The organism is Pelomonas margarita, assembly GCF_043555875.1.
Taxonomy (GTDB): Bacteria; Pseudomonadota; Gammaproteobacteria; order Burkholderiales; family Burkholderiaceae_C; genus Pelomonas; species Pelomonas margarita.
Window position 1 is genome coordinate 1 of record NZ_JBIGHW010000010.1, and the last position, 26,223, is coordinate 26,223.

At 70.8% G+C, this 26,223-nt stretch carries 24 protein-coding genes; 13 read left to right on the forward strand and 11 right to left on the reverse strand.

The genetic code is table 11. The features are described from left to right. Positions 1-167: 167 nt before the first annotated feature. From ACG0Z3_RS16930 to fba, 3 genes are all read right to left on the reverse strand, one after another. Positions 168-3,299 (reverse strand): PAS domain S-box protein, encoded by a 3,132-nt coding sequence (locus ACG0Z3_RS16930; protein ID WP_394399556.1) that lies wholly within the window; start codon positions 3,297-3,299, stop codon positions 168-170. A 93-nt stretch (positions 3,300-3,392) separates the two neighbouring features. Then, entirely contained in the window at positions 3,393-3,821 is a 429-nt protein-coding gene (locus ACG0Z3_RS16935; protein ID WP_394399558.1) for a gamma-glutamylcyclotransferase family protein, read from the reverse strand. Further along, the gene (gene fba / locus ACG0Z3_RS16940; RefSeq protein ID WP_394399560.1) at positions 3,818-4,882 is read right to left on the reverse strand and encodes a class II fructose-bisphosphate aldolase; all 1,065 of its coding nucleotides are present in this window, start codon (positions 4,880-4,882) and stop codon (positions 3,818-3,820) included. The genes ACG0Z3_RS16935 and fba overlap by 4 nt, the downstream gene beginning before the upstream one ends. 144 nt (positions 4,883-5,026) lie before the next feature. Here fba and ACG0Z3_RS16945 point away from each other — a divergent pair, with 144 nt between their 5' ends. Next, complete coding sequence (locus ACG0Z3_RS16945) at positions 5,027-6,043, forward strand: ATP-binding protein (RefSeq protein WP_394399562.1); 1,017 nt, start codon at positions 5,027-5,029, stop codon at positions 6,041-6,043. Here the strand turns inward: ACG0Z3_RS16945 and ACG0Z3_RS16950 are convergent. Genes ACG0Z3_RS16950 through ACG0Z3_RS16960 form a run of 3 tightly spaced genes read right to left on the reverse strand, consistent with a single transcriptional unit; the run spans position 6,040 to position 9,607 of the window. Continuing rightward, positions 6,040-6,936, reverse strand: coding sequence for a pirin family protein (locus ACG0Z3_RS16950; protein ID WP_394399564.1), 897 nt, complete (start codon positions 6,934-6,936; stop codon positions 6,040-6,042). The genes ACG0Z3_RS16945 and ACG0Z3_RS16950 overlap by 4 nt on opposite strands. Then, on the reverse strand, positions 6,933-7,487 hold the full coding sequence (locus ACG0Z3_RS16955) for an NADPH-dependent FMN reductase (protein ID WP_394399566.1): 555 nt from the start codon (positions 7,485-7,487) through the stop codon (positions 6,933-6,935). Before ACG0Z3_RS16955 ends, ACG0Z3_RS16950 begins: the two co-directional genes overlap by 4 nt. Beyond that, positions 7,484-9,607 carry a heavy metal translocating P-type ATPase gene (locus ACG0Z3_RS16960; RefSeq protein ID WP_394399568.1) on the reverse strand — a complete coding sequence of 708 codons (2,124 nt, stop codon included), beginning with the start codon at positions 9,605-9,607 and terminating at the stop codon, positions 7,484-7,486. Before ACG0Z3_RS16960 ends, ACG0Z3_RS16955 begins: the two co-directional genes overlap by 4 nt. A 59-nt stretch (positions 9,608-9,666) precedes the next feature. Between ACG0Z3_RS16960 and ACG0Z3_RS16965 the strand changes: the two genes are divergently transcribed. Continuing rightward, the gene (locus ACG0Z3_RS16965) at positions 9,667-9,870 is read left to right on the forward strand and encodes a heavy-metal-associated domain-containing protein (protein WP_394399570.1); all 204 of its coding nucleotides are present in this window, start codon (positions 9,667-9,669) and stop codon (positions 9,868-9,870) included. A gap of 56 nt (positions 9,871-9,926) precedes the next feature. Here ACG0Z3_RS16965 and ACG0Z3_RS16970 read toward each other — a convergent pair whose 3' ends face one another. The 5 genes from ACG0Z3_RS16970 to ACG0Z3_RS16990 all read right to left on the reverse strand — a co-directional run bounded on the left by ACG0Z3_RS16970 (position 9,927) and on the right by ACG0Z3_RS16990 (position 17,478). Continuing rightward, positions 9,927-12,149: a xanthine dehydrogenase family protein molybdopterin-binding subunit gene (locus ACG0Z3_RS16970; protein ID WP_394399572.1), complete on the reverse strand. Its 2,223-nt coding sequence runs from the start codon at positions 12,147-12,149 to the stop codon at positions 9,927-9,929. A 10-nt stretch (positions 12,150-12,159) separates the two neighbouring features. Continuing rightward, positions 12,160-12,615 (reverse strand): (2Fe-2S)-binding protein, encoded by a 456-nt coding sequence (locus ACG0Z3_RS16975; RefSeq protein WP_394399574.1) that lies wholly within the window; start codon positions 12,613-12,615, stop codon positions 12,160-12,162. A gap of 77 nt (positions 12,616-12,692) precedes the next feature. Further along, entirely contained in the window at positions 12,693-15,074 is a 2,382-nt protein-coding gene (locus tag ACG0Z3_RS16980; protein ID WP_394399576.1) for a hybrid sensor histidine kinase/response regulator, read from the reverse strand. Further along, the gene (locus ACG0Z3_RS16985; protein ID WP_394399578.1) at positions 15,071-16,708 is read right to left on the reverse strand and encodes a FecR domain-containing protein; all 1,638 of its coding nucleotides are present in this window, start codon (positions 16,706-16,708) and stop codon (positions 15,071-15,073) included. The genes ACG0Z3_RS16980 and ACG0Z3_RS16985 overlap by 4 nt, the downstream gene beginning before the upstream one ends. A 74-nt stretch (positions 16,709-16,782) precedes the next feature. Beyond that, on the reverse strand, positions 16,783-17,478 hold the full coding sequence (locus ACG0Z3_RS16990) for a TetR/AcrR family transcriptional regulator (RefSeq protein ID WP_394399580.1): 696 nt from the start codon (positions 17,476-17,478) through the stop codon (positions 16,783-16,785). Between the two features lie 150 nt (positions 17,479-17,628). Here ACG0Z3_RS16990 and ACG0Z3_RS16995 point away from each other — a divergent pair, with 150 nt between their 5' ends. From ACG0Z3_RS16995 to ACG0Z3_RS17045, 11 genes are read left to right on the forward strand one after another with little or no spacing between them, the layout of a single operon-like run. After that, the gene (locus ACG0Z3_RS16995) at positions 17,629-19,236 is read left to right on the forward strand and encodes a carboxyl transferase domain-containing protein (RefSeq protein WP_394399582.1); all 1,608 of its coding nucleotides are present in this window, start codon (positions 17,629-17,631) and stop codon (positions 19,234-19,236) included. After that, on the forward strand, positions 19,236-19,832 hold the full coding sequence (locus ACG0Z3_RS17000) for a GNAT family N-acetyltransferase (RefSeq protein WP_394399584.1): 597 nt from the start codon (positions 19,236-19,238) through the stop codon (positions 19,830-19,832). Before ACG0Z3_RS16995 ends, ACG0Z3_RS17000 begins: the two co-directional genes overlap by 1 nt. Next, a complete protein-coding gene (locus ACG0Z3_RS17005) occupies positions 19,799-20,086 on the forward strand; it encodes a type II toxin-antitoxin system VapB family antitoxin (protein ID WP_394399586.1) in 288 nt (95 codons plus the stop codon). The genes ACG0Z3_RS17000 and ACG0Z3_RS17005 overlap by 34 nt, the downstream gene beginning before the upstream one ends. Further along, on the forward strand, positions 20,073-20,480 hold the full coding sequence (gene vapC / locus ACG0Z3_RS17010; RefSeq protein ID WP_394399588.1) for a type II toxin-antitoxin system VapC family toxin: 408 nt from the start codon (positions 20,073-20,075) through the stop codon (positions 20,478-20,480). Before ACG0Z3_RS17005 ends, vapC begins: the two co-directional genes overlap by 14 nt. A gap of 1 nt (position 20,481) precedes the next feature. Beyond that, complete coding sequence (locus tag ACG0Z3_RS17015; protein ID WP_394399590.1) at positions 20,482-21,264, forward strand: enoyl-CoA hydratase/isomerase family protein; 783 nt, start codon at positions 20,482-20,484, stop codon at positions 21,262-21,264. A gap of 2 nt (positions 21,265-21,266) precedes the next feature. Next, positions 21,267-21,761, forward strand: coding sequence for a hypothetical protein (locus ACG0Z3_RS17020; protein WP_394399592.1), 495 nt, complete (start codon positions 21,267-21,269; stop codon positions 21,759-21,761). 10 nt (positions 21,762-21,771) lie between these two features. After that, complete coding sequence (gene bioA / locus ACG0Z3_RS17025) at positions 21,772-23,058, forward strand: adenosylmethionine--8-amino-7-oxononanoate transaminase (protein WP_394399594.1); 1,287 nt, start codon at positions 21,772-21,774, stop codon at positions 23,056-23,058. Then, positions 23,045-24,259 carry an 8-amino-7-oxononanoate synthase gene (gene bioF / locus ACG0Z3_RS17030; RefSeq protein ID WP_394399596.1) on the forward strand — a complete coding sequence of 405 codons (1,215 nt, stop codon included), beginning with the start codon at positions 23,045-23,047 and terminating at the stop codon, positions 24,257-24,259. The genes bioA and bioF overlap by 14 nt, the downstream gene beginning before the upstream one ends. After that, positions 24,256-24,933 carry a dethiobiotin synthase gene (gene bioD, locus ACG0Z3_RS17035; RefSeq protein ID WP_394399598.1) on the forward strand — a complete coding sequence of 226 codons (678 nt, stop codon included), beginning with the start codon at positions 24,256-24,258 and terminating at the stop codon, positions 24,931-24,933. The genes bioF and bioD overlap by 4 nt, the downstream gene beginning before the upstream one ends. Beyond that, the gene (bioB, locus tag ACG0Z3_RS17040) at positions 24,930-25,970 is read left to right on the forward strand and encodes a biotin synthase BioB (protein WP_394399600.1); all 1,041 of its coding nucleotides are present in this window, start codon (positions 24,930-24,932) and stop codon (positions 25,968-25,970) included. Before bioD ends, bioB begins: the two co-directional genes overlap by 4 nt. Before the next feature lies 1 nt (position 25,971). Then, positions 25,972-26,178 carry a hypothetical protein gene (locus ACG0Z3_RS17045; protein WP_394399602.1) on the forward strand — a complete coding sequence of 69 codons (207 nt, stop codon included), beginning with the start codon at positions 25,972-25,974 and terminating at the stop codon, positions 26,176-26,178. Positions 26,179-26,223: the final 45 nt, after the last annotated feature.

Consider the following 26,223-nt stretch of genomic DNA (forward strand, 5'->3'; position numbering starts at 1 on the left):
TCGGGCCAAGAGGTCTCCCTCAACGACCTGGGGTCTGCTACCCGGCGCACCGACGCCTACCGGGACGGGACTCTCACCCGTTGGACATGCGCAGCATGCAGCAGCTTCACCTCGCCCCTGCGGGCTCCGTGTTGCTTTTGCTTCGTGACGCACCATGGTGGCGGATTTTAGGTGCCCGGGTCGACGGTGCGCCGGTGGCCGCCGCGCCGCTGCTGGGACGCGGCGCGCAGCAGCTCGTCGCGCACCTGAGCCAGCGGCGGCGCCTCCTGGGCTGTGGCGATGGCGCTGGCTGAGCGCGCCAGCAGCTCCACATCGTCAACACCCAGCGACAGCGCGGTCCAGACGATGACGGGCAGGTCGGCCCAGCGCGGCTCGCTGCGCAACTCGTGCAGCACCTGCACGCCGTCGATGCCCGGCATCATCAGGTCCAGCATCAGCGCGCCCGGCTGCAGGCGGGGCAGCAGCTGCAGCGCCTCGGCGCCGCCGCTCACCGCGACGGCCTCGATGCCGTGGGCAGCCAGCGCCGCGCACATCAGCTCGCGCGATGCGGCCTCGTCGTCCACCACCAGCATGGGCCGCCCCGGCCCGAGGCGGGCGCGCAGCGGCACCAGCACTCGCCCGAGGGCGACACGGCGCAGCGGTTTGGCGAGCACGTCGAACACGGGAAAGGCCACACCCGCGCCAGATGGCGGCGTCAACGCAAGCGCCTTGACGGCGGCATGCATGGACGGCCCGCCGCCGCGCAGCTGGGCCAGCACGCCCAGGCCCTGCGCGTCGGGCAGCGCCAGGTCCAGCACCAGCTCCGTGTAGCGGCGCATGCCGGCCAGCCGCATGACGTCGGCCGCGCTGGCCGCGACGTCGGCCGTCACGCCGGCCTGGGCCAGCTCGCGGGCCAGGCCGTCCCGCAGCGGGTGGGCGCGCAGCGCCACCAGTTGGTGGTGCTCGGCGCGCGGCAGCACTGCGGGCTCGGGCGTGCGCGGCAGCACGGCATAGAAGCGGCTGCCCCGGCCGGGCTCGCTGTACACACCGACGCGCCCGCCCTGGGCTTCGACAAGCCGGCGCGTCAGCGCCAGCCCCAGCCCCGTACCCTGGTGGCGCTTGGTGAGACTGTCGTCGAGCTGCTGGAACTCGACGAAGAGCTGGTCCTGGCGGTCGGCCGGGATGCCGATGCCGCTGTCCTCCACCTCCAGGCGCCACAGCCGCGGGCCCTCGCCCTGCAGCCGCAGCGTCACCTGGCCGCCGGCCGGCGTGAACTTGACGGCGTTGGACAGGTAGTTCAACAGCACCTGCTTGAGCCGCGATGGATCGAGCACCAGGCCGTGCAGGTCGGGCCCGATGCTGGACGCGAGGTGCAGGCCACGCTGCTCGGCCAGCACGGCGACGGTGGCCAACACATCGTGCGCGATGGCGGGCAGGTCCACGGGCTCGGCGCGGAAGTCCATGCGGCCAGCCTCGATCTTGGAGAGGTCCAGCACGTCGTTGATCATGGCCAGCAGATGCCGCCCGCTGCTGCCGATGTGCTGCAGCCACTCGCGCTGGCGTGTTGCGTCGGCGGCCGGGCCGCCCATGGTCAGCAGGTCGGAGAAGCCGATGATGGCGTTCAGCGGCGTGCGCAGTTCGTGCGACATATTGGCCAGAAACAGGCTCTTGAGCCGGCTGCCCTCCTGCACGCGGTGGTTCTCGGCGGCCAGCCAGACCGATTGCTGACGGGCCTGCTCAGCCGTGCGCATGGCCGTCACGTCGGCCACGATGCCCACCAGGCGCGGCTCGCCGCCCTCATCTCGGGTGACGCGAGCATCCATGCGCAGCCAGTGCAGGCTGTCGTCGGGCCAGACGACACGGAACTCGGCATGCCAGGGCGAGGGCGCGGTGTCGGGCACCTGCGGCGCAGCCAGCCCGGCCTGCACGGCCGCGCGATCTTCGGCGTGAACGACGGCCAGCAGGTGCTCGCGGTCCCAGGGGGCCGCCGGATCGGTCAGGCCGAAGCACTGGTCATAGCGGCGCGAGCGCAGGATCCGCCCTGTATCCAGCGCCATCTCCCAGTCGCCGATGGCGGCAGACTCCAGCGCGAAACGCAGCCGCGCCTCGCTCTGACGCAAGGCCGCCTCGATCTGGCGCTGGTGTGTGAGGTCGCGCGCCGAACTGATGCCGCCGACGATGTGTCCGCCGGCGTCGCGCAGCGGCGACACCTGGGCCGAGACCTCCACGCGGCGCCCGTCCTTGGCCAGACGCACAGTGCGGAAGGGGGGCACCTGCTCGCCCCGCGCCAACGCCGCGAGGATGCGCCGTTCCTCGTCCTCGCGCTCGGCTGGAATGAGCATCTGCACCGGCCGGCCCACCACCTCCGCAGCGACGTACCCGAACATGCGCTCGGCTGCGGCATTCCAGTTGGTGATGACTCCGTCCAGGCCCTTGACAACGATGGCATCCGCTGACGACTCCACCACCGCCGCCAGTCGCCGCACCTCGGCCTCGGCCTGGGTCAGGCGCCCGACGTCCCGGAACACCACGGCCATGCCCCGCACTCGGCCGTCGGCGTGGCGGGTCAGGCTGGCCTGCACCTCCACCGGGCAGCGGCTGCCGTCTCGCGACACACACATCCACTGCCGCCGTGGCACTAACTCGGCGCCCTCACCCGCCATCACGTCCACCGGGTTGCGCGCCAGCCAGTCGGACGGCAGCCCCTCGCGTGCGAAAACCTCCCAGACGGACCGCCCCCGGGCTTCAGCCGGGGGCCAGCCGGTGATGTGTTCGGCCACCGAGTTCAGGCGTGTCACGCACCCGGCGTCGTCGGTGGTGATGAAGCCGGCATCGATGGACGACAGCGTGGTGGCCAGGCTCTGCTCGGTCTCCAGCAGGTGGTCCTCGGCGCTGGCACGGCGGTCGATCTCGCGCCGCAGGGCCTCGTTGGCCTGGCGCATCTCCTCAGCCGAGGGCAGCGCCAGCAACTGCGGGCTCAGCCGCCAGGCCACGATGGCCGTCAGCACGGAGGCCAGCGCCGTGACGATCTTGCCCAAGGTCTGCAGCTCGTAGTCGGGACGCCAGATGGTCCAGACATCCAGCACATGCGTGATGCCGCAAGCAAAAATGAACGCCGCGAACAACGTGGCTAGACGGCCCAGGTTCACCTGCGGGCGCTGCCGCGCGTAGCGCATGATGACGAAGGGCAATGAGAAGTAGGCCAGCGCGATGGTCAGGTCGGCCCCCACCATCGTCCACAACAGCCCTGGCGACCATTGGAAGCAATAGCCATGGGGCAGGAAGCCCGCCCTCGTCACCAACCCGGTCAGCTCGTCCATCGCATGCTCCCGGCCTGACGCACACCGTGCGGTTATGTCGGGCGATTGTGACCGTTTGGCCGCCCTGCGGGGGCCGATTGCGCGGACGGAAGCTCAGCCCGGGTCCAGCACGTCGAAACCGACATAGCGCGCGGTGAAGCGGGCATGGCCCTCGCGCTCGAAGGCCTCGACATCCCAGGCGCCCGGCAGCAGGCGCTCGGCAAACTCGGGGCGAAAGCGGTAGACCCAGGCGGTCTCGCTGCGACCATCGGCCAGCGTCACCAACACCTCGACACGCTCGTACTCCTGGCCCTCGAAGGCGTCCAGCCGCGCCCAGGCGGCGGCGTCCACCTCGCGATACAGGCGCCCGGGCACGCAGTCCTTGGCCGCGGGCCGCAGGCCGGGGTAGTCCTGGCCATGCACCGGGTGGCGGCTGTGGCCCGCCAGCGAGGCCGGCTCGCTGGCGAACTCATGCCCGCAAACGCGGGCCATGATGTCGGCCCACATCAGCGAGCCGTAGGTGAAGCAGTGAGCCGTGCTCACTGCACCTTCTGCGCCAGCTCGCCGCGCGCGTAGGAGGCGGCAATGTCGACCAGCGTGCGGCCCTTGATCTTGCCGGCCTGGCCTTCGCAGCCGAACTCCATGTAGCGCTGCTTGGCAATGAGCTTGGCGGCCTCGCGGGCAGGCTTGAGCCATTCGCGGGCATCGAACTTGTCGGGGTTCTCGGCCATGAACTTGCGCACCGCGCCCGTCATCGCGAGGCGGATGTCGGTGTCGATGTTGATCTTGCGCACGCCGTGCTTGATGGCCTCCTGGATCTCCTCGACAGGCACGCCGAAAGTCTCCTTCATCTTGCCGCCGTACTGGTTGATGATGGCCAGCAGGTCCTGCGGCACCGATGACGAACCGTGCATCACCAGGTGGGTGTTGGGGATGCGCGCGTGGATTTCCTTGACGCGGCTGATGGCCAGGATGTCGCCGGTGGGCTTGCGGCTGAACTTGTAGGCGCCGTGGCTGGTGCCGATGGCGATAGCCAGCGCGTCCAGCTGCGTGGCCTTCACGAAGGTGGCGGCCTCCTCGGGGTCGGTCAGCATCTGGGAATGGTCCAGCTTGACGTCGGCGCCGATGCCATCTTCCTCGCCGGCGTCACCGGTTTCCAGGTTACCCAGGCAGCCAAGCTCGCCCTCGACGGTCACGCCCACGGCATGCGCCATCTCGACGACCTTGCGGGTCACCTCGACGTTGTAGTCGAAGCTCGACGGCGTCTTGCCGTCTTCCATCAGCGAGCCGTCCATCATCACCGAGCCGAAGCCCAGGTCGATGGCGCCCTGGCAGATCTTGGGGCTGGTGCCGTGGTCCTGGTGCATGACAAGCGGGATGTGCGGGTACATCTCGGCCGCGGCCTGGATGAGGTGCTTGATGAAGGGCTCGCCCGCGTACTTGCGGGCGCCGGCGCTGGCTTGCAGGATGACCGGTGCACCGACTTCGTCGGCAGCAGCCATGATGGCCTGCACCTGCTCCAGGTTGTTGACGTTGAAGGCTGGAATGCCGTAGCCGTTGTCGGCGGCGTGGTCCAGCAGCTGACGCATGGAGACGAGAGGCATGGGAAATCCCGGGTGGAGTTGAGAAATCTGGGCCGACTGCGACTGCCAACGTAGGCGGTAACCGCGTCGTAACTAGTAGGGGATTCTATGGAGGCGCGGGCATGCCCCACCCCCACGGATGGGAGTAGTCAGCACAATGCGCAAATGACAAGACTGGTGCTGGACCACCTGACCAACTGGATCACGGCCGCCGCCGGCGAACATTCGCTGGATCTGGCCGCCCACCTTGAGGAGCGTACCGGCGCCAGCCGCCGCGCCGCGCTCGCTGCGCTCAAGCGCCTGGTGGACGCTGGCTGGCTGACGCGCAGCGGCACCAGCCGCCGCCCGGTGTTCGCGCCCGGCGCGCTGCGCCAGGTGGTGCGCAGCTACACGCTGTACGGCCTGCAGGAAGACCTGCCCTGGCAGCGCGACTTCGCACCGCACTTCGCGCTGCCCCGGCATGTGGAGCGCATGGTGCAGCACGGCTTCACCGAGCTGGTCAACAACGCAGCCGACCACTCCGGAGGCACCAGCGTCACGGTGTCGCTGCGCCAGACGCCCTCCCACGTCCAACTGTTGGTCAGCGACGACGGTGTGGGCGTGTTCGACAAGATCTGCACCGCCTTCCAGCTGGAGGACCCCCAGCACGCGATGCTGGAGCTCAGCAAGGGGCGGCTGACCAGCGCGCCGGACGCGCACACCGGACGCGGCCTGTTCTTCAGCAGCCAGTTGGCCGATGTGTTCGACATCCACGCCAACAACACCGCCTACCAACGCCGGGCCTGGGATGCCTCGGGCTGGAAGAAGGGCAAGGGCCTGCCACGCCAGGGCAGCTCCATCTACATGGCGCTGGCGCTGAACACCACGCGCACGCTGGACGGCGTGATGAACGCGTGGAGCCTCAGTGGCGATGGCATCGAGTTCGACCAGACCCGCGTGCAGCTGCGCCTGCTGACCACCGAGGGTCAGGCGCTGGACTCGCGCGCCGCCGCGCGCCGCGTGGGCTCGCGGCTGACGACCTTCAAGCGCGCCGAGATCGACTTCGACGGCGTGATCGACGTGGGCCACGGCTTCACGGACGAACTGTTCCGCGTGTTCGCCAAGGCGAATCCGCAGGTGGAGCTGGTGGCCGTCAACACCAGCCCGCGCATCGAGGCGCTCATCAAGAGCGCCCGCGCCTAAGGCTTTCGCAACGCCGGCACCTGCGGCACCGCGATGCGCGGGCCGACATAGCCGGTCACGGTGCCGAAGCGGCCGCCCTCCTCCCGCGCCCAGTCCTCGGCCCAGACCTGCATCTCCGCCGGCTCACGGCCGACGAAGTTCCACCACAGCAGCGGCGGCGTGGCCCAGGGCTCGCCGCCTAGCAGCAGCAACCGCGTGGCCGACATGCAGCGCAGCTCGACGGACGGGCAGCCCGGCCCGATGTAGAGCAGCGTGCCGGGCGCGACGGACTCGATCGCGTCATGGCCGGCCGGTGCGATCTCGACCTCGCCCTCCAGCAGCATGACGCCATACTCGAAGTCAGCATTCAGCGGCAGGGTCGCATCCGCCGGGCCGTCGGCCGCCAAGTCCACGCCCAGCAGCGGCGTGAAGCTGGGCACCGGCGAGCGCTGGCCGTCCAGTTCGCCCACCAGCAGCGTGCCGTCGAAGCCGCCCACCGCACAGCGCGGCAGGTCGGGGAAGTGCTGAAAGCTGGGCGCGCGCTCGCGCTCGGCGTCAGGCAGCGCGATCCACAGCTGCGCGAGATGGATGCGGTCGGTCAGCGACTCCTCGCTGTGCGAAATGCCGTGGCCTGCCGTCATCAGGTTCACCTGGCCGGCGCGCAGCACCTGCTCGGAGCCCAGGCTGTCGCGGTGCAGGATCTCGCCCTCGATCATCCAGCTGAAGGTGGACAGCCCCGTGTGCGGATGCGGGCCGACGTTCATGCGCTTGACCGTCGTGGCCGGGCCGGCGTGGTCGGCAAAGCACCAGGCGCCGATGACGCGGCGCCCCTTGTTGGGCAGTGCGCGCTGGATGGGCAGGCCGCCCACGTCACCGACATGGCTGGTGATGCGCTCGACGACCACGGCGCTCATGTTGACCTCTTGTGCACGAAGCCGACGAAGCCCGCGACGAACTGCTGCAGCTGCGCGCGCACCTTGTCGTCGACAAGCTGGCCGTCGGCGTCGAACACCGTGCCGGCCTTGGACACCATCAGCCGTCCACCCATCCAGAAGTCGTTGCCGAAGGCGCGCAGCACGGACAGCAGCGCGTCCTGCGCTTGCACGGTGCCGAAGCCGCCGGGCGTCGCACCGACGAGCGCGGTGGGCTTGCCGCCGAACAGCTTGCCGCCCTCGCCGCTGGGGCGGGACAGCCAGTCCAGCCCGTTCTTCAGCACGCCGGGCATGCTGTTGTTGTACTCGGGCGTGGCGATCAGCAGCGCATCGGCAGCACGAATGGCCTCGCGCAGCGTCGTCACGGCCGCGGGGATGCCCTCGGCCTCGACGTCGCCGTCGTAAAGCGGGATGCCGTGCAGCGTGCGCACGTCGACCGTGACGCCCGCAGGCGCCAGCATGGCAGCGGCGCGCAGCAGCGCGGTGTTGACAGAAGCGCGGCGCAGTGCGCCGCTGAGGGCGAGGATCTTCATGAGCGGGTCTCTCCACGGATAGCCGGGCCATGATGCCAGCGCGTCAGCAACAGCGCATTGCTGACCACCGACACGCTGGACAGGGCCATCGCCGCGCCCGCGAACACCGGGCTCAGCAGCCCCAGCGCCGCCAGCGGGATGCCCACCACGTTGTAGGCCATGGCCCAGAACAGGTTCTGGCGGATTTTGGCCACCGTGCGGCGAGACAGCTCGATGGCCGCCGCCACCAGGCGAGGGTCGCCGCGCATCAGCGTGATGCCGGCCGCCGCCATGGCCACCTCGGTGCCCGTGGACATGGCCAGGCCCACATCGGCCGCCGCCAGCGCGGGGGCGTCGTTCAGCCCGTCGCCCACCATGCCCACGCGGCCAGCGCCGCGCAGCTGCGCCACGACGCGGGCCTTGTCCTCGGGCAGCACTTCGGCATGCACCTCGGCGATACCCAGCCGGTGCGCCACCGCCTCGGCTGCGGCGCGATGGTCGCCGCTGATGAGCACCGTGCGCACGCCCAACGCATGCAGCGCGGCCACGGCCTCGGCGGCCACAGGCTTGATCTCGTCGCCAAAGGCCAGCCAGCCCAGCACCCGCGGAGCCTCACCCAGCTGCGCCAGCCACGACAGGCTGTGGCCCTGCCGGCGCTGCGCCTCGGCGGCCGCATCGTCGGGCAGCGCCACGCCCAGGCTGGCCAGCCAGGCGGTGCTGCCCAACGCCAGCAGCTGGCCGTCCACCTCGCCACGCACACCCCGGCCCGGCACGGCCTGCAGCGCCTGCGCGGGCGGCACGCCGGGCGCGGCGTCGCACACGGCCCGGGCCAACGGGTGCTCGCTGCCGGCCTGCAGTGCGGCGGCCAGCGCCAGCGGTGCGCTGTGCGCCACCAGGCGCGGCCGCCCCTCGGTCAGCGTGCCGGTCTTGTCGAAGGCAATGACATCCAGCCCGCGCGCCAGCTCCAGCGCCTGCGCGTCCTTGATGAGGATGCCATGCCGCGCCGCCGCGCCCATGCCAGCCATCAGTGCCGCCGGCGTGGCCAGGCCCAGCGCGCAGGGGCAGGCGATCACCAGCACCGCCACCGCATGCAGCAGTGCCTGCGCCCAGTCGCCGCGCGCGAAGCCCCAGCCCAGCAGCGTCAGCAGCGCCAGGCCCACCACCACGGGCACGAACACGGCCGACACGCGGTCCACCAGTTGCTGGATGGGCGGCTTGGCGCCCTGCGCGTCTTCCACGAAGCGGGCGATGCGCGCCAGCCGTGACTCCGCGCCCAGCGCCGTGCAGCGCACCGTCAGCAGGCCCTCGCCGTTGACTGCGCCGCCGGTCACCGCATCACCCTCGGCCTTGGCCACGGGCAGGCTCTCGCCGGTGATGAGTGCCTCGTCCACGGCGCTGTGGCCCTGAGTGACGACGCCGTCCACCGGCAACCGCTCGCCGGGCCGCACGCGCACCAGGTCGCCCACGCGCAGCGCGGCGATGGGCAGCTCCTGCTCCGCGCCCTCGCGCAGCACGCGCGCCGTCTCGGGCTGCAGCCGGGCCAGCGCACGGATGGCCTCGCCGGTGCCGCGCTTGGCGCGGGCCTCCAGCCACTTACCCACCAGCACCAGCGTGATGACGACGGCGGCGGACTCGAAGTACAGCGCATGCTCCTGCCCGCGCCACAGCTCGAACAGCGACAGCCCGAAGGCCGCGCTGGTGCCCAGCGCCACCAACAGGTCCATGTTGCCGCTGCCGTCGCGCAGCGCCCGCCAGCCGGCGGCGTAGAAGCGCGCCCCCAGCACGAACTGCACCGGCGCGGCCAGGGCCAGCTGCCACCACCCCGGCAGCATGGCATCGTGGCCCAGCAGCATGGGCGCCACCAGCGGCAGACTGAGCAGCACGCCGATCAGCACAGGCCAGCCAGTCTGCCCCCAAGGCGTGCGCAGCGGGCCGTCCAGCGCTGCGGGGTAGCCGGCCTTGGCCAGCGCGGCCAGCAGCGGCTCCGCACGGGCGTCGTCCTGCAGCGACACGCGGGCCGTCTCGGCCGCCAGATTGACTTCCGCGCCAAGCACGCCTGGTTGCCGCTTCAAGGTCTTCTCGACCCGGCCCACGCAACTGGCACAGCTCATGCCGGAGATCTTCAGCTTCAGCGTTCTCATGCACCAAGTATGAAGACTACGATGAAGGCCCGTCTTGATCTGTGCCAGGAGCCCTCGCGATGCACCGCTTCACCCTGCCCGACATGAGCTGCGGCCACTGCGTGGCGGCCATCACCGAGGCGCTGCAGGCGCTGGACGCCCAGGCCCGCATCGCCATCGACCGCGACGCACGCACGGCCGAGGTGGACAGCGCCCTGCCCCGCGAGACGCTGGTCGCCGCACTCGCCGAGGCTGGCTATCCACCCGCAGCCCTGCCCGACTGACGCGGCCACATGAAAAGAGGCGGGCCCACGGCCCGCCTCTTTTCATAGATGCACGATCACGCGAAGCGGAACGGCAGTTCCCGCTGACGCTGGCCGGTCAGCCGGGCCACGGCGTTGGCGAGCGCCGGAGCCAGCGGCGGCAGGCCCGGCTCGCCCATGCCCTTGGGCGGATCCTGGCTGGGCACGATGCTGACGGTCATCACGGCCGGCGCGTCGGTGATGCGCGGCATGGCCATGTCGTAGAAGTTGCCCTGCTCCACGACACCGTCCTTGAAGGTCACGCGGTGCGTCGGCATCGTCGTACCCAGCGCCATGATGGCCGCGCCCTGCACCTGGGCCTCCACCGCCTTGGGGTTTACGCAGAGGTTGCAGTGCACGCCGGCATGCACTTCGTGCAGCACCGGCTGGCGATCCTTGCCCTTGCCCTTCAGGCTGGCGACGACGACGTAGGCGACGACGGATTCGAAGCTCTCGTGCACCGCCACGCCCCAGGCCTGGCCGGGCTTGAGCTTGCGCTTGCCGTAGCCGCTCTTGTCCACCGCCGCCTGCAGCGCAAGGCGGTGGCGCTCGGCCTTGGCGTTGCCGGCCATCAGCTGGAGGCGGTAGGCCACGGGGTCCTGCCTGGTGGTGAACGCAATCTCGTCGAGCAGCGTCTCCATCACATAGGCGGTGTGCGTGGCGCCCACCGAGCGCCACCACAGCACGGGCACGTTGACGTCCGGGTGGTGCACACTCAGGTGCATCGGGATGTCGTAGGGATCTCGCATGCCCTCGGTAGTCGTGCCATCCACGCCCTTCTGGTAGCCGAAGCCCTCCAGCGGCGAGCCCTTCAGGATGCTCTGACTGACGATGCGGTGCTGCCAGCCGGCGATCTTGCCCTGGGCGTCGAAGCCGATCTCGGCGCGGTGCACGGTCATGGGCCGGTAGTAGCCGGCCTTGACGTCGTCCTCGCGACTCCAGATCACCTTGACCGGCATGGCCTTGCCAGCCTGCTGCAGGGCCACGGCGACGGCGGCAGCCTCGCGCGGCCATTCGCTGGCCGGCGTGGCCCGGCGGCCGAAGCCGCCGCCGGCCATCTGCACATGGATCTGCACCTGCTCCGGCTTCAGGCCCACCGCCTTGGCCAGGGCCATCGCATCCAGGCCCGGCATTTGCGCCGCGTAGTAGACGTCGCAGCGATCGGCCTTCAGGTCCACCGTGCAGGCCAGCGGCTCCATCTGCACGTGGTTCAGGTAGGGGAAGACGAAGTCGGCCGTGATCTTCTTCGGCGCCTTGGCCCATCCGCTGACGTCGGCCTGGAACTCAGGCTTGGGCGCGGGCGTGCCGGCAGTTCTGGCCAGCGCTAGGTACTGCTTGGTCAGCGCGGCGGTGTCGGGCTTGCCGACGCCGGCGAGGTCCCAGTCCACCTTCAGCGCGTCACGGCCCTTCTTGGCGGCCCAGTAGCCGCTGGCGACGACGGCCACGCCCTGGCCGCCACGGTCCAGCGGCACCGCCAGCACGGCCTTCACGCCCTTGACCTTGAGCGCCTCGGTGGCATCAAGCTTGGCGACCTTGCCGTTGAACACCGGCGGGCGCTGGATGACGGCCACCGCCATACCGGGCAGCTGCACGTCCATGCCGTAGGCCTGGGCGCCGCTGCTCTTGGCTTGACTGACCACCAACCCCGTAGGCTGGCCGATGCGCTTGAAGGACTTGGGGTCCTTCAGCGTGACGGCCTCCGGCACGGGCAGCTTCATCGCGGCCTCGAACAGCTCACCATAACCGGCCGACTGGCCGGCACCGCTGACGACGCCGTTGACTGCCGTCAGCGACGCAGCCGGCACACCCCAGCGCTGCGCCGCCGCAGCCACCAGCATGGCCTTGGTGCGGGCGCCCAGCTCGCGGTACTGCCCGTAGCTGTTCTTGATGGAGTTGGAGCCGCCGGTCAGGTGCATGCCGAACAGCGGGTCCACGTAGGCGCCGCGCTGGTCACCGAAGCCGGTGCGCACCTTGCTCCAGTCGGCCTCCAGCTCCTCGGCACAGATCATGGCCAGGCCGGTCTCGATGCCCTGACCCATGTCCATGCGGTTGCACAGGATGGTGGTGGTGCCGTCCGGCGCGATGCTGACGAAGGCCAGCGGCTGCTCGGTGGGCTTGCTGCCGGGCTTGGCGGCGGCCTGGGCGGACGCGGCGCCGGGCAGCAGCGCCAGGCCGACGGCGCCGCCGACAGTGGTGGCCACAAAGGCGCGGCGGGACAGGCCGCCGGTCACGATCTCGTCGATGCGACGGGGGTTCAGCATGCCGTTCTCCTCAAGCCAGGGCCGCGGCGGCGGCGTGGATGGCCGCACGGATGCGGGGATAGGTGCCGCAGCGGCAGATGTTGCCGGCCATGGCCTCGTCGATCTGCGCGTCGGTGGGCTTCTTGTTGCCCTTGAGCAAGGCCGTGGCGCTCATCACCTGGCCGCTCTGACAGTAGCCGCACTGGGCCACGTCGTGCGCCACCCAGGCCGCCTGCACGGCCTGGCCGACCTTGTCGTTCGCCAGGCCCTCGATGGTGGTCACCGGGCCCTGCACGGCGGACACCGGCATCAGGCAGGAGCGCACCGGGGCGCCGGCCACGTGCATGGTGCAGGCGCCGCACTGCGCGGCGCCACAGCCGAACTTGGTGCCGGTGAGCCGCAGCTCCTCGCGCACGGCCCACAGCAATGGCATGTCGGGCTCGGCGTCCAGTGCAACGGCGCGGCCGTTCACGGTCAGGTTGATCATCGGGGGGCCTCCGGGTGTGGGAAGCGGGCACTCTAGCCAGAACGCCCGACCCCGTCTGCCAGTCAGGCATTGCCCACTCAGCGTGCGTACCGCGCCAGCGCCTGCAGCAGCGCCGCCAGGCTCAGCGGCTTGGTGAGGTGGGCATCGCAGCCCGCCGCCAATGACTGCTGGGCGTCGGTATCCGCAGCGCTGGCCGTCAGCGCGACGATGGGTGTGCGCGCACGGCCCTCGGCGGCCTCCACGGCGCGCCACTGGCGCGTGGCCGACAGGCCGTCCAGCACCGGCATCAGCATGTCCATCAACACTAGGTCAAACTGCCCGGACTGCAGCGCCCGCAAGGCCTGCGCGCCGTCGCTGACGCGCGTGACGCGGTGGCCCAGCGGCACCAGCATGCCCTCGATGACGAGCACGTTGACCTCGTTGTCCTCGGCCAGCAGCAGCGACAGCGCGCGCGTGGGCGCCACGCCCTCAGCGCGCGGCGCCACACCATCGTCGTGCGGCGGCCGGCCGGGCGGCAGGTCCAGCCGCGCCTCGAAGCGGCTGCCCTCGCCGGGCGTGCTGCGCACGCTGACGTCGCCACCCATCAGCCGCGCGAGGCTGCGCGTGATGGGCAGGCCCAGGCCCGTGCCTCCGAAGCGCTGCGCGATGCTGGCATCGGCCTGCTCGAAGGGCTCGAAGATGCGCGCCAGCTGCGCCGCAGCGATGCCGACGCCGGTGTCCTGCACGGCGATGACGATGCGCCCCTCGTGCACGCCGTCGCCGGGCTCCCGCGACAGCTCCACCACCACGCCGCCCTGCGGCGTGAACTTGATCGCATTGCCCACCAGGTTGGTGACGATCTGCGCGACGCGCTGCTCGTCGCCCAGTACCCAGCCCGTCGCGTCGGTGCGCGCAAACACGCGCAGCCACAGGCCCTGCGCCTGGGCGCGCTCGCGCAGCAGCTCCAGCTGCAGCTCCACCAGGTCCACGAGGTTGAACGGGTGCGAGGCCAGCGTCAGCCTGCCACTCTCGATACGGGCGTTGTCCAGCAGGTCGTTGATGAGGGCGAAGGCCTGACGGCCGGCGTGGCGCAGCACCTCGACGTGATGCGCCTGCTCGGGCCGCAGCGGCGAACGCGCCAGGATGTCGGACAGCCCCAGCACCGCGTTCATCGGCGTGCGCATCTCGTGGCTGACCTGGGCCAGCAGCTCGGTCTTGGCGCGGCTGCGCGCATCGGCCAGTTCGCGCTCACGCAGCAGCTCGCGCTCGCGCGCACGAGCCTGGCGGGCGCGCAGCAGCGCATTGAGCGCGAGCGCCGCGGCCAGCACGTACAGCGCCGGCACCGGCGCCGGCAACAGACCGGCCGCTACGGCACCCCAGGCCGCCGCCGCCAGCCCAGCCAGTGCCAGGCTGGCCGCTAGCAGCTGGCGGCGCAGCAGCAGCGGCAGGGCGCCCAGCGCGAGCAACAGGCCGTTCAGCGCCCACACCGCCGCGCCGCGCTCGCGCAGCAGGGGCAGCGGGTCGGCACCCAGAGCCTCGAACACCGCCGCGTTCAGCACCGCGCCACTGACGCGCCCCTCGGGCAGCATGACCTCGTCCGCAAAAAACGCGCTGCTGCCCACGAACACGCTGCGTCCCGCCAGCAAGCGTGCCAGCTCCGCATCGTCGGCCTCACCCAGCGCGGCACGCATCAGGCGCTGCCAGCTCACGCGCGGCAGCTCGCCCCCATGCGGCGGCAGGCGCAACCGCAGCAGCGCCTGCGCGTCCACCGGCCAACGCCGCGCGCCGGCCGCCAGCTCGCCGCCGTCCAGCCGCCAGCCCGTCGCGCCGTCGGCCCGCAGCCGCGCTGCCAGCGCCAGGCTGGGCAGCGAGCGGCCCTGCACCTGGTGCAGCAAAGGCAGGTGGCGCAGCCGGCCGTCGTCGTCCAGCGCGGCGGAGATGACCCCCAGGCTGCCGGGCACGGCCAGTGCGTCCAGCAGCGCGTCAGCCGGCGGCGTCAGCCCGGCCCATGCGATGCCAGCCGGTGCCCCGCCCAGGCGCTGCAGAGCCGCCCGCTCGACCGGCGTGGCCGGCGCCAGCTCCACGGCGGCGCGCTGCCCGGGCGCCAGCCCCGCTGCGGCCAGCACCACAGGCGGCGCCTGTGCAAGCGCCTGCGCCAGCCGTGCATCGCCCTCGCGCGGGCCGGCGAACACGATGTCCAGCACCACCAGCTTCGCGCCGGCCTGGCGCAGGTAGTCCAGCATCAGCGCATACACCTCGCGAGAGTACGGCCACTCGCCCAGCGGCTCGCGCAGCGCGCGCAGCGAGGCGTCGTCGATGTCCACGACGACGCTACCCGACGCGCGCGGCGCGGGCGGCGCCGTGGCCTGCAGTAGCAAGTCGGCCAGCGCACGGTCCAGCCGCGACTGCACACCCGCCAGGCCCAGCAGCGCCCACAGCAGCAGCGCCGCGGGCAGGGCCAGCCAGCGCAGGTGCTTCAAAGCACTGGCACGAGCAGCAGAGGCAGCAGCCACAACCAGCGTGGGTAAGGCACCTCGATCCGCTGTGTCTGGCCCCAGGGGCCGGCCACGCCGGCTGCGTTCACGCCGCGTGCACGCAGGAAGTAGTGGCCCCAGGACGGCTTGGGCATGGCCAGCTCGGGCTTGTCGGTCGTGAAATTCTGGACGTCGGCGCCGTCGAAGGCGTCCGTCCTACTCCACGTCAGCTCGTAACGAACGACGCCCTTGTCGGCGCGCCAGCGCAGCTGCAGCTGGTCACCGCTGAGGTCGGGCTCGGCCGGTGGCGGCGCGGGCGGCGGCGGCTGGAGCTCGAAGCTCTGCGCATCGCTGAACGGCCCGGCGCGGCCGCCGGCCTCCACGGACGCGACCCGCCAGTGATAGACGCCGTGGCCGCTCAGGTCGGCCAGGCGCGCCTCGAAGCTGGCCGCGTCCAGCGGCGGCGGCTGCAGCACCAGATCCTTGAACTCGGCGTCGCGGGCGATCTGCAAGCGCACGGCAGGGGCCGCCGTGTTGCGGCTCCAAGCCAGCGCCATGCCACTGCTGTAGCCCACTGCGCCCGGCGCGGGCGCCTGGATGAACGGCGGCTCGGGTCGCGCCTGCAGGCGCAGCTCGGCATCGGCGGCGCGCCCTTCGTGGCCGCGGGCGTCGACGGCGCGCACGCGCAGCGTGTAGTCGCCGTCGGGCAGCTCGCGCGCCTCGGGCCAGGTGACGGCGGGCTCGCCGACCTCGGCGTCCAGCAGCAGGCGGTCGAAGTCGCCCCGTGGGTAGAGCTGTGCGCGCCAGGTCTGGGCGCCAGCCGGGCCGCCCGTCCAGGCCAGGTGCAGCGGCAGGCGATCGGCGACGGCCGCCAGGCCGCCCAGGTCCGGCGGGGGCAGCAGCGCGCTCACCGACAGCGCCCGGCCATCGGCCAGCAGGCCCTGTCCGGCATTCACGGTGGCAGCCATGCCTTGGGCCTGCACCGCACCGGCCAGTACCTGCATGCGGCTTTGCGCCGCAGCGGCCTGCACGCGGAACTCGGTGCCGCGCACACCCAGATTGACATGCGGCGTGCGCAGCTCGTACAGCGGCACGCGCTGCGCATTGGGCGCCACGCGGCTGTCGGCACCGCCCTTGTCGAGGTTCAGCCGCACGGCCGGCAGCGCGCCGCGGCCGAGCACCAGCAGCTGCGTCAGCGTCACCTCGCTGCCGGGCGGCAGCAGCAGCCGCGAGCCGTCAGCAAAGCGCAGCGACACACTGGCTTGTGGCCCGGTGCGCAGGCGGTCGCCGCCCTGCAGCATGGCGCCGGCGGCCAGCGGCTCGCTGCTGGCGCCGCGCTGGCGCTGCACATCGCCGCGCACGAACAGCACCTCGGCCACACCGGCCTCGCGCCGCAGCCAGGCCACCGGCATGCGCAGCGTGGCGCCGGGGCGCAGGCGCAGCGGGTCGGGCACGCGGTTGAGCTTCTGCAGGTCGCGCCAGGTCTTGCCTGCGTCCAGCCAGGCATCAGTCAGCGACAGCAGCGTGTCGCCGGGCTGGATGGTGTAGCGCCAATCGGCGTCCGCCGCCTCCGGCACCGCAACAGCCCATGCGGCACTCATCCACAGCAGTCCTGCCAAGCAGACTTTGCGTCCGTTCATCGCAGCTTCTCCCCGAGAAATCCAGCGCGAGATGGTAGCGACTGCGCTGTCAGGCCACGCCCCCTGGCGAGGGGTCAGGTGTGGGCGAGCGCGCTGCGCAGCTGATCGCGCAGCGCGCGCAGTTGCAGCAACTCCTGCTCGGGCGCCTGCAGGGCCGGCCACAGCAGCGCGACAAGGTCGCGGCTGCTCTGCGCCACGTCGATCTGCCGGCCGGTGATGACCACCTCCCACAGCATGTGCTCCATGGGCCCGAACACCAGCGAGCGCAGCAGCCGCAGCGGGATGTCGCTGCGCACCTCGCCGACCTGCTGGCCGCGCGCCAGCAGATCCATCAGCGGCGCGGTGTAGCGGCGCTGCAGCTCGACGAAGCCTTCGCCGAGATCCTGGCCCTTGGTCCGGCCTTCGGACAGCACCAGCGCGCACAGCCCCGTGCCCTGGATGAGGAACAACCGCAGGTGGGTCAGCACGATGAACTCCAGCTGCTCGCGCACCGGCGCCTCGCGCGGCAGGCCGGCCTCGATGGCCGCGATGATCTCGTCGTACCAGTCCTGGATCACGCGCATACACAGCTCGCGCTTGCCGCGGAAATACGTGAACACCGTGGCCTCGGAGATGCCCAGCCGCTGCGCGATCTCGGTGGTCGTCGCGCGCTCGTAGCCACGCTCGGCGAACACCTCGCGGCCTGCGCGCAGGATGTCGCGCACGCGCTGCTCGGCCTTGGGGCCAACGGGCGAGCGGCGCTGGGGAGGCGTGACGGCGAGCGTGGTCATGGCGGCTGCATTCTGCGCAACTATTGAGGATTACTCAAGTCAGCATTGCATCCACGTTCCCGCTGGATTATTCTGGCGCGCCTCAAACGGCTCACGAGGCCGTCATTCAATAAATTGAGCTTTGCTTATCAAAGCTCGCCGGGAGACACCATGCCGGTCCTGACCACCCAGCTCAACCCCCGCTCGGCCGACTTCAAGGCCAACGCTGATGCGATGCGCGGCCTCGTCGACGACCTGAACGGCCAACTCGCCCGCATCGCCCAGGGCGGCGGCGAGGCCGCGCGCGCCAAGCACACCGCCCGCGGCAAGCTGCTGCCGCGCGACCGCGTGGAGATGCTGCTGGACCCGGGCACGCCGTTCCTCGAACTGGCGCCGCTCGCCGGGCTGAACCTCTACGACAACGCGGCCCCGGGCGGCGGCGTCGTGGCCGGCATCGGCCGCGTGTCGGGCGTGGAATGCGTCATCGTCTGCAACGACGCGACCGTGAAGGGCGGCACCTACTACCCCATCACCGTCAAAAAGCACCTGCGCGCGCAGGAGATCGCGCAGCAGAACCGGCTGCCCTGCCTGTACCTCGTGGACAGCGGCGGCGCCAACCTGCCCAACCAGGACGAGGTCTTCCCCGACCGCGACCACTTCGGCCGCATCTTCTTCAACCAGGCGAACCTGTCCGCTGAAGGCATCCCGCAAATCGCCGTCGTCATGGGCTCGTGCACGGCCGGCGGTGCCTACGTGCCGGCGATGAGCGACGAGACCATCATCGTGAAGAACCAGGGCACCATCTTCCTGGGCGGCCCGCCGCTGGTGAAGGCCGCCACGGGCGAGGTCGTCACGGCCGAGGACCTGGGCGGCGGTGACGTGCATACGCGCCTGTCCGGCGTGGCCGACCACCTCGCCAACAGCGACACGCATGCGCTGGCCATCGCCCGCCAGTCCGTCGCGCGGCTGAACTGGACGAAGGCCAACCCGCTGGCGATGCAGGCTCCGAAGGCCCCGGCCTTCGACCCGGCCGAGCTGCACGGCGTGATCCCCACCGACACGCGCAAGCCCTTCGACGTGCGCGAGGTCATCGCCCGCATCGTCGACGGCTCGGAGTTCGACGAGTTCAAGGCCCGCTATGGGCAAACGCTGGTCTGCGGCTTCGCGCACATCGAGGGCATGCCGGTGGGCATCGTCGCCAACAACGGCATCCTGTTCGCCGAGAGCGCCAACAAGGGCGCGCACTTCATCGAGCTGTGCTGCCAGCGCAAGATCCCGCTGGTGTTCCTGCAGAACATCACCGGCTTCATGGTGGGCCGCAAGTACGAGAACGAGGGTATCGCCCGCGCCGGCGCCAAGATGGTGACGGCGGTGGCCTGCGCCGCTGTCCCGAAGTTCACCATCATCATCGGCGGGTCGTTCGGCGCCGGGAACTACGGCATGTGCGGCCGCGCGTACAGCCCGCGCTTCCTGTGGATGTGGCCCAACGCGCGCATCTCGGTGATGGGCGGCGAGCAGGCAGCCAGCGTGCTGAGCACCCTGCGCCGCGACGCCATCGAGGCCAAGGGCGGCAGCTGGTCCGCCGAAGAGGAAGAAGCCTTCAAGGCGCCGCTGCGACAGCAGTACGAGGACCAGGGCCACCCCTACTACGCGTCGGCGCGCCTCTGGGACGACGGCGTCATCGACCCCGCCGATACGCGCCGCGTGCTGGCGCTGGGCTTGAGCGCGTCGCTGAACGCGCCCATTCCCGACACGAAGTTCGGCGTGTTCCGGATGTGATGGCCGTCCGCCCACTCCAGCCGAGCGACTCGCTCGAAGAACTGACCCGGCTGCTGCACGCCGCCTATGCCTCCCTCGCTGCCCAGGGCTGGAACTTCACTGCCGCAGACCAGCGCGTCGAAGTCACGCGTGAGCGTCTGGCGGGCGCACAGGGTTTCGTCGCCGAGCTGGCCGGCCGCATCGTCGGCACGGTGGCCGTGCGCGGCCCCAAGCGGGTCAGCGAAGCCTACATCGCTGACCCACCGCCCGCGCTCTACACCACGCCCGGCACGGCCATCCTGTCCCAACTGGCCGTGCACCCGGACTGCCGCGGGCTCGGGCTCGGCGAGCGACTGATGGACGCGGCCGAGGCCTGGGCGCGCGAGCGTGGCTTCACACAGCTGGCGCTCGACACGGCCGAGCCCGCCGCCACGCTGCGCCGGCGCTACGAACGCCGTGGCTACGTCATGGTGGGTGGCGTGCAGTGGCAGGGCAAGACGTATGCGTCGGTGTTGATGATCAAGCTGTTGGGCGAGGGAGGGCCTGCCTACAATGCACATGAAAATCAAGTTTCATACACATCATGCGCACCAACATTGAAATCGACGATGAGTTGATGGCCGATGCCATGGCGGCAGGGCGCTTCAAGACCAAGCGGGAAGCGGTGGAAGCAGGGCTGGCACTCGTGAAGCGGCAGGCTGCCTACCAGGAAATCCTGCAACTCGCGGGCAAGCTGCCCTGGGGCTGGCCGGGCGATGAACGCTTGAGCGGGCGGCCCAACTGGTACCGGGTCGATGCCGAGGGCAACGAACTCCCCGACCCCCTCCCCGCGACTCCCGCAGCATCGAAGAAGCGCCATGGTGGTCGTTGATAGCGGCGTATGGATTGACTTTTTCAACGGCGCACCGAGCCCGGCGTGTATGCAGCTCAAGACGCTGCTTGAAGAGGCGAGGACGCCTGTCGTGGCGCCCGACCTGATCGTGTTCGAGGTGCTGAGGGGCTTCAGGCACGAGCGCCAGCACCGGATGGCCATGCGGGTGTTCGAACAAGTCCGCATGCCCTTGAATATGGACCTGGCGAGCACCGAACGCGCCGCCAACCGCTACCGTCGCCTGCGTGAAATGGGCATCACCATACGCAACTCGATCGATGTGCTGGTGGCGTCGCATTGCATCGACAAGGACTTGCTGCTGCTGCAGCGCGACCGCGACTTCCTGCCCTTCGAGCAGCACTTCGGCCTCCGTCTGCTTCAACCCCTGCATTGACATGACCGCCCTCAACGTTGTCGTGACGGACGCTGTCGCCCACGTCACCCTGAACCGCCCCGAAGTGCGCAACGCCTTCAACGAGGGCCTGATCGCCGAACTCACCGCCGCCTTCACCACGCTCGGCCAGCGCCCCGACCTGCGCGCCATCGTGCTGGCCGCCGAGGGCAAGGCCTTCTGCGCCGGTGCCGACCTGAACTGGATGCAGGCCATGGCCGGCTACTCGTGGGACGAGAACCACGCCGACGCCACCCGCCTGGCCGACATGCTGTGGGCGATCTACAGCTGCCCGGCACCCGTCATCGCCCGCGTGCAGGGCGACGTGTATGCCGGCGGCGTGGGCCTGGTGGCGTGTGCCGACATCGTCGTGGCGGTGGACACCGCCGGCTTCTGCCTCAGCGAAGCCAAGCTGGGCCTGCTGCCCGCCACCATCGGCCCCTACGTCGCGCGCGCGCTCGGCGAGCAGGCGTCGCGCCGCTATTTCGTGACGGCCGAGCGCTTCGGCGCCGCCGAGGCGCAGCGCCTGGGCCTGGTGCACGAGGTCGTCGCGACCGACGCACTGGATGCCAAGGTCGACGAGCTCACCGCCGCCATCACCGCCAACGGTCCCGCCGCCGTGCGCGCCTGCAAGCGGCTGGTAAAGGATGTGGCCGGCCGCGAGATCACGCCCGCGCTGCGTGACGACACGGCACGCCGCATCGCCGACATCCGCGCCAGCGCCGAGGGGCGCGACGGCGTGCAGAGCTTTCTGTCCAAGCGCAAGCCGGGCTGGTTGGCGGACTGAAGATGGTCTACCGCTACACCGTCTCGATCACACCGCCGGCCGAGCCGCCGCAGACGCGCGACTCGGTCTACTCAGAGTTCGTGCTGGACCTGCCGCCCGCCTGGCAACCGCAGGCGCCGGAAGAAGACAACACCGTCGCCTTCCACCAGCCAACCGCAGACGCGGCGCTGGTCGTATCGGTGGACTTCATCGCCAGCGGTGCCGACGACCTGCAGGCGCTGGGCGAGCAGGTCATCGCGCAGCGCCTCGCCGCGCTGGCCCACGCCACGCCGGGCGACTGGCAGACGCTGCAGCAGCAGCGGCGCCCGCACCGCAGCGGCGCCGGCCTGGAGCTGTCCTTTGCGGCCGAGCTGCCGGGCCGTCAGGTGGCGCTGTACCTGGGCTACGCCACGCCGCGCAAACTGCTGCACTTCCTGATGATCTGTAGCCCCGACCGGGCGGCCGCGCTCGCCCTGTTCAACGCCACGGTGCCGCACTTCAAGCCGCGCCTGCCCTGACCCGCTCCCGATGACCGCTCTCGACCTCGCCCAACGCAGCCGCGCTGCCGTCTGGCACCCCTGCACGCAGATGGCCCGCCTCGCCGACGTGCCGCCGCTACCCATCGCCCGCGGCGAGGGCCCCTGGCTGATCGACACCGACGGCCGCCGCTACTTCGACGCCAATTCGTCCTGGTGGGTCAACCTGTTCGGCCACAGCGACAAGCCGTTGCACGACGCCATCAAGCAGCAGCTCGACACGCTGCCCCACGTGATGCTGGCCGGCTGCACGCACGAGCCCGCCGTGCGGCTGGCCGAGCGGCTGTCTGCCCGGACGGGCGGCGCGCTGGGCCATGTGTTCTTCGGCAGCGATGGCGCCAGCGCCGTGGAGATTGCGCTGAAGCAAAGCTTCCATTCGTGGAAGAACCGCGGCCAGGCGGACAAGCGCGAGTTCGTGTGCCTGAAGAACAGCTATCACGGCGAAACGCTGGGTGCGCTCAGCGTGACCGACGTGCAGGTGTTCCGCGACGCCTACGACCCTCTGCTGATGCGCGCCCACATCGTGGCCTCGCCCGATGCGCGCCTCGGCAATGAAGCCGAGGCACTGGCTGCGATGCGCTCGCTGCTGACTGAGCGGCACGCGCAGATCGCCTGCGTCATCGTCGAGCCGCTGATCCAGGGCGCAGCTGGCATGGTCATGCACTCACCCGAGTACCTGCGCGGCCTGCGCGAGCTGACGCGCGAGTTCGGCGTTCACCTCATCGCCGACGAAATTGCCGTCGGCTGCGGCCGCACCGGCACCTTCTTCGCCTGGGAACAGGTGGGCGCCGACTGGCCCGACTTCGTCTTGCTGAGCAAGGGCATCACCGGCGGCACGATGGCGCTGTCGCTAGTGCTCACCACGGATGACGTGTTCAAAGCGTTCTGGAGCGAAGACGTCGCCCGCGGCTTCCTGCATTCGCACAGCTACACCGGCAACCCGCTGGCCTGCGCGGCGGCCAACGCAGTGCTGGACCGCTTCGATGCCGGCCAGCTCGACGACAACCGCGCCCAGGCCGAACGCCTGACGCGCGCCTTCGCCCCCTTGAGATCGCGCGTGGCCCATCTGCGCCAACGCGGCATGATCCTGGCCTTCGATGTTCCGGGCGCCCCGCCGCGCTTCGCCGAGACCTTCCACCTGAAGGCCCGCGCACACGAACTGCTGGTCCGACCGATCGGCAACACCGTCTATTTGATGCCCCCTTACCTGATCGACGACGCGACCGCGGCCTTCCTGGCCCAGGCCGTGACGGCGACGCTGAACGATGTCCTTGCTTGATCACCTGAGCGCCAAGCTCGGCGCCATCTCGGCGCAGAGCCTCAAGCGCAGCCTGCGCCGCGCCGACACCGGCACCGCCCCGCGCCAGACCATCAACGGCCGCGAACTGTTGATGTTCTGCTCGAACGACTACCTCGGCCTGGCCGCCGAACCGGCGATTGCCGATGCGCTGGCCGACGGCGCGCGCCGCTGGGGCGGCGGCTCGGGCGCGTCGCCGCTGGTCAGCGGCCACAGCGCCGCGCACGAGGCTGTCACTGACACGCTGGCCCGCTGGTACGCGCCGCACATCCCGCAGGCCCGCGCCATCGGCTTTTGCACCGGCTACATGGCCAACCTGGCCGTCGTCACGGCCCTGGGCGACGAGCACACCGAGATCTTTTCGGAGAAGCTCAACCACGCGTCCCTCATCGACGCCGCGCGGCTGGCCCGAGCCGAGGTCTCGCGCTACCGCCACGCCGACGTCGATGGCCTGCGCCGACTGCTTGCAGCCAGCACGGCCAAGGTCAAGCTCATCGTGACGGACGCCGTGTTCAGCATGGACGGCGACCTCGCGCCGCTGCCCGCGCTGCTGGCGCTGGCGGAGGAATTCGACGCCTGGCTGGTCGTGGACGACGCCCACGGCTTCGGCGTGCTGGGCGAACACGGCCGCGGCACGCTGGAGCATTTCGGCCTGAACAGCGAGCGGCTCATCCTCGTCGGCACGCTGGGCAAGGCCGCAGGCCTGGCAGGCGCCTTCGTCGCAGCGCACGCCACCATCGTCGAGTACCTGCTGCAGGCCGCGCGCAACTTCATCTTCTCCACCGCGTCGCCGCCGGCCGTCGAGCACGCGCTGCTGACCAGCTTCGCGCTCATCGAAGGCCCGCTGGGTGCGCAGCGCCGCGCCAACCTCGTCGCGCGGCAGGCGCAGCTGCGCGACGGCCTGCTGGCGCTGATCGCCCGCCATCCACGCCTGGGCTGGCAGCTCACCGACGCCGCCACGCCCATCCAGCCGCTGATCGTCGGCGGCAATGCCGAGGTCATGGCGCTGGCCGCCGCGCTGGAGGCCGCCGGCCTGCGCGTGCCGGGCATCCGCCCGCCCACGGTCGCCGCCGGCACAGCGCGGCTGCGCATCACGCTGTGCGGCACGCACACGGCGGCCGACGTCGACACGCTGCTGACCGCGCTGGACCGCGCCGCCGCCGCGCAGGAGCAGGCCGCATGAACGGCTTCTTCATCACCGGCACCGACACTGAGATCGGCAAGACCTTCGTCACTGCCGCGCTGACGCGCGCGCTCGTGGCGGCCGGTCGGCGCGTCGCGCCGATCAAGTCGCTCGCCGCCGGGCAGGAGCTCGTCGACGGCCGCTGGGTTAACGAGGACGTCGCCACGCTGCTGGCTGCGCAGAACCTGGGCCTGCTGGATGCCGACGTCGGTCCGCTGCAGTTCCGCCAGCCCTGCGCGCCGCACATCGCGGCCCAGCTGGAAGGTCGACGGATCTCCCGTGACGCACTACTGGCCGCCATCCACGCCACGGCCGCCAAGGCCGACATCGCCCTCGTCGAAGGCGTGGGCGGCTTCCGCGTGCCGCTGACCGACACGTGGGACACGGCCGACCTCGCCGTGGACCTGGGCCTGCCCGTCATTCTCGTCGTGGGCCTGCGGCTGGGCTGCATCAACCACGCGTTGCTGAGCGCCGAGGCCATCCGCGCGCGCGGCCTGCGGCTCGCCGCGTGGGTGGCCAACACAGTGGACGCGCATCAACCGCACGTCACGGACAATCTGCACGCGCTGCAGGCCGGCCTGAAGGCTCCGTGCCTCGGGCACCTCCCCCGACTCTCCGACCCGCTGGCCGCGCCGGCGTGTCTCGACATTTCCCCCTTGGTGGCTTTCGCATGAACCAGATCCAGACCCTCACCCCCACCACCGACGCCGACCGCCGCCAGGCCAAGCCCTGGACCGTGGCCGACGTCGCGGCACTGTTCGAGCTGCCCTTCAACGACCTGCTGTTCCGCGCACAGCAGGTGCACCGCGAGCACTTCGACGCCAACGCGGTGCAGCTGTCCACGCTGCTGTCCATCAAGACCGGCGGTTGCGAGGAGGACTGCGCCTATTGCCCGCAATCAGCGCACTTCGACACGGGCCTCAAGGCCGAGAAGCTGATCCCGCTGCAGGAGGTGATGGAAGCCGCCCGCGCCGCCAAGGCCAACGGCGCCACGCGTTTCTGCATGGGCGCCGCCTGGCGCTCGCCCAAGCCACGCCACCTGGAAGCCATCGGCGAGATGATTTCAGAGGTCAAGGCGCTGGGCCTGGAGACCTGCCTGACGGCCGGCATGCTGGAAGAGGGCCAGGCCGAGCAGCTCAAAGTTGCGGGCCTCGACTACTACAACCACAACCTCGACACCGCGCCCGAGTTCTACGGCCAGATCATCACGACGCGCACGTACCAGGACCGCCTCGACACGCTGGACCGCGTGCGCCAGCAGGGTCTGAAGGTCTGCTCCGGCGGCATCGTCGGCATGGGCGAGACGCGCCGCCAGCGCGCTGGCCTCATCGTGCAGCTCGCCAACCTCGACCCCTACCCCGAGAGCGTGCCCATCAACAACCTCGTGCAGGTGGAAGGCACGCCACTGGCCGGCGTGGCACCGCTGGACCCGCTGGAGTTCATCCGCACGATTGCCGTCGCCCGCATCACGATGCCGCGCGCGATGGTGCGCCTGTCAGCCGGCCGCGAGGAGATGCCCGAGACCATGCAGGCGCTGTGCTTCCTGGCTGGCGCCAATTCCATGTTCTACGGCGACAAGCTGCTGACGACGAGCAACCCGCAGGCCGAGAAGGACCGCGCGCTGCTGGAACGCCTGGGCATGCGCTGCTCGACCGAGGCGGAGCTGACGCCGTCCGACGCTGCGGCCAAGGTCCAGGTCTGCACGCACTGACATGAAGCTCGCACTTGCCCTGCTCGCGGCCCTGTCCCTGTCCGGCTGCGCCATCGTCTACGACTACGCGCAGGAAGTGGCGCAAGCCCAATGCGCCAGCAGCAACAGCAACCCGCAGGACCGACGCGCCTGCGAGAAGCGCAACGCGCCGGCCTACGACGACTACGAGGCGCGCCGCAAGCGCCTGAAGGAAGGCCAACCGGGCTGACCGCCCGCCGCCTGCCTGCCTCACCCGCCGGTGACCCCGGCCCCA

What these genes read in the sequence shown, in the direction of transcription:
- ACG0Z3_RS16960 (WP_394399568.1), bottom strand. Translation starts at nt 9,607, where the DNA reads ATGAGAACGCTGAAGCTGAAGATCTCCGGCATGAGCTGTGCCAGTTGC.
- ACG0Z3_RS16965 (WP_394399570.1), top strand. Translation starts at nt 9,667, where the DNA reads ATGCACCGCTTCACCCTGCCCGACATGAGCTGCGGCCACTGCGTGGCG.
- vapC (WP_394399588.1), top strand. Translation starts at nt 20,073, where the DNA reads ATGGTGGTCGTTGATAGCGGCGTATGGATTGACTTTTTCAACGGCGCA.
- bioB (WP_394399600.1), top strand. Translation starts at nt 24,930, where the DNA reads ATGAACCAGATCCAGACCCTCACCCCCACCACCGACGCCGACCGCCGC.
- ACG0Z3_RS16975 (WP_394399574.1), bottom strand. Translation starts at nt 12,615, where the DNA reads ATGATCAACCTGACCGTGAACGGCCGCGCCGTTGCACTGGACGCCGAG.
- ACG0Z3_RS16945 (WP_394399562.1), top strand. Translation starts at nt 5,027, where the DNA reads ATGACAAGACTGGTGCTGGACCACCTGACCAACTGGATCACGGCCGCC.
- ACG0Z3_RS16950 (WP_394399564.1), bottom strand. Translation starts at nt 6,936, where the DNA reads ATGAGCGCCGTGGTCGTCGAGCGCATCACCAGCCATGTCGGTGACGTG.
- ACG0Z3_RS17000 (WP_394399584.1), top strand. Translation starts at nt 19,236, where the DNA reads ATGGCCGTCCGCCCACTCCAGCCGAGCGACTCGCTCGAAGAACTGACC.
- ACG0Z3_RS16990 (WP_394399580.1), bottom strand. Translation starts at nt 17,478, where the DNA reads ATGACCACGCTCGCCGTCACGCCTCCCCAGCGCCGCTCGCCCGTTGGC.
- ACG0Z3_RS17015 (WP_394399590.1), top strand. Translation starts at nt 20,482, where the DNA reads ATGACCGCCCTCAACGTTGTCGTGACGGACGCTGTCGCCCACGTCACC.
- fba (WP_394399560.1), bottom strand. Translation starts at nt 4,882, where the DNA reads ATGCCTCTCGTCTCCATGCGTCAGCTGCTGGACCACGCCGCCGACAAC.
- ACG0Z3_RS16930 (WP_394399556.1), bottom strand. Translation starts at nt 3,299, where the DNA reads ATGGACGAGCTGACCGGGTTGGTGACGAGGGCGGGCTTCCTGCCCCAT.
- ACG0Z3_RS17020 (WP_394399592.1), top strand. Translation starts at nt 21,267, where the DNA reads ATGGTCTACCGCTACACCGTCTCGATCACACCGCCGGCCGAGCCGCCG.
- ACG0Z3_RS16985 (WP_394399578.1), bottom strand. Translation starts at nt 16,708, where the DNA reads ATGAACGGACGCAAAGTCTGCTTGGCAGGACTGCTGTGGATGAGTGCC.
- ACG0Z3_RS17005 (WP_394399586.1), top strand. Translation starts at nt 19,799, where the DNA reads ATGCGCACCAACATTGAAATCGACGATGAGTTGATGGCCGATGCCATG.
- bioF (WP_394399596.1), top strand. Translation starts at nt 23,045, where the DNA reads ATGTCCTTGCTTGATCACCTGAGCGCCAAGCTCGGCGCCATCTCGGCG.
- bioA (WP_394399594.1), top strand. Translation starts at nt 21,772, where the DNA reads ATGACCGCTCTCGACCTCGCCCAACGCAGCCGCGCTGCCGTCTGGCAC.
- ACG0Z3_RS16995 (WP_394399582.1), top strand. Translation starts at nt 17,629, where the DNA reads ATGCCGGTCCTGACCACCCAGCTCAACCCCCGCTCGGCCGACTTCAAG.
- ACG0Z3_RS16970 (WP_394399572.1), bottom strand. Translation starts at nt 12,149, where the DNA reads ATGCTGAACCCCCGTCGCATCGACGAGATCGTGACCGGCGGCCTGTCC.
- ACG0Z3_RS16955 (WP_394399566.1), bottom strand. Translation starts at nt 7,487, where the DNA reads ATGAAGATCCTCGCCCTCAGCGGCGCACTGCGCCGCGCTTCTGTCAAC.
- bioD (WP_394399598.1), top strand. Translation starts at nt 24,256, where the DNA reads ATGAACGGCTTCTTCATCACCGGCACCGACACTGAGATCGGCAAGACC.
- ACG0Z3_RS17045 (WP_394399602.1), top strand. Translation starts at nt 25,972, where the DNA reads ATGAAGCTCGCACTTGCCCTGCTCGCGGCCCTGTCCCTGTCCGGCTGC.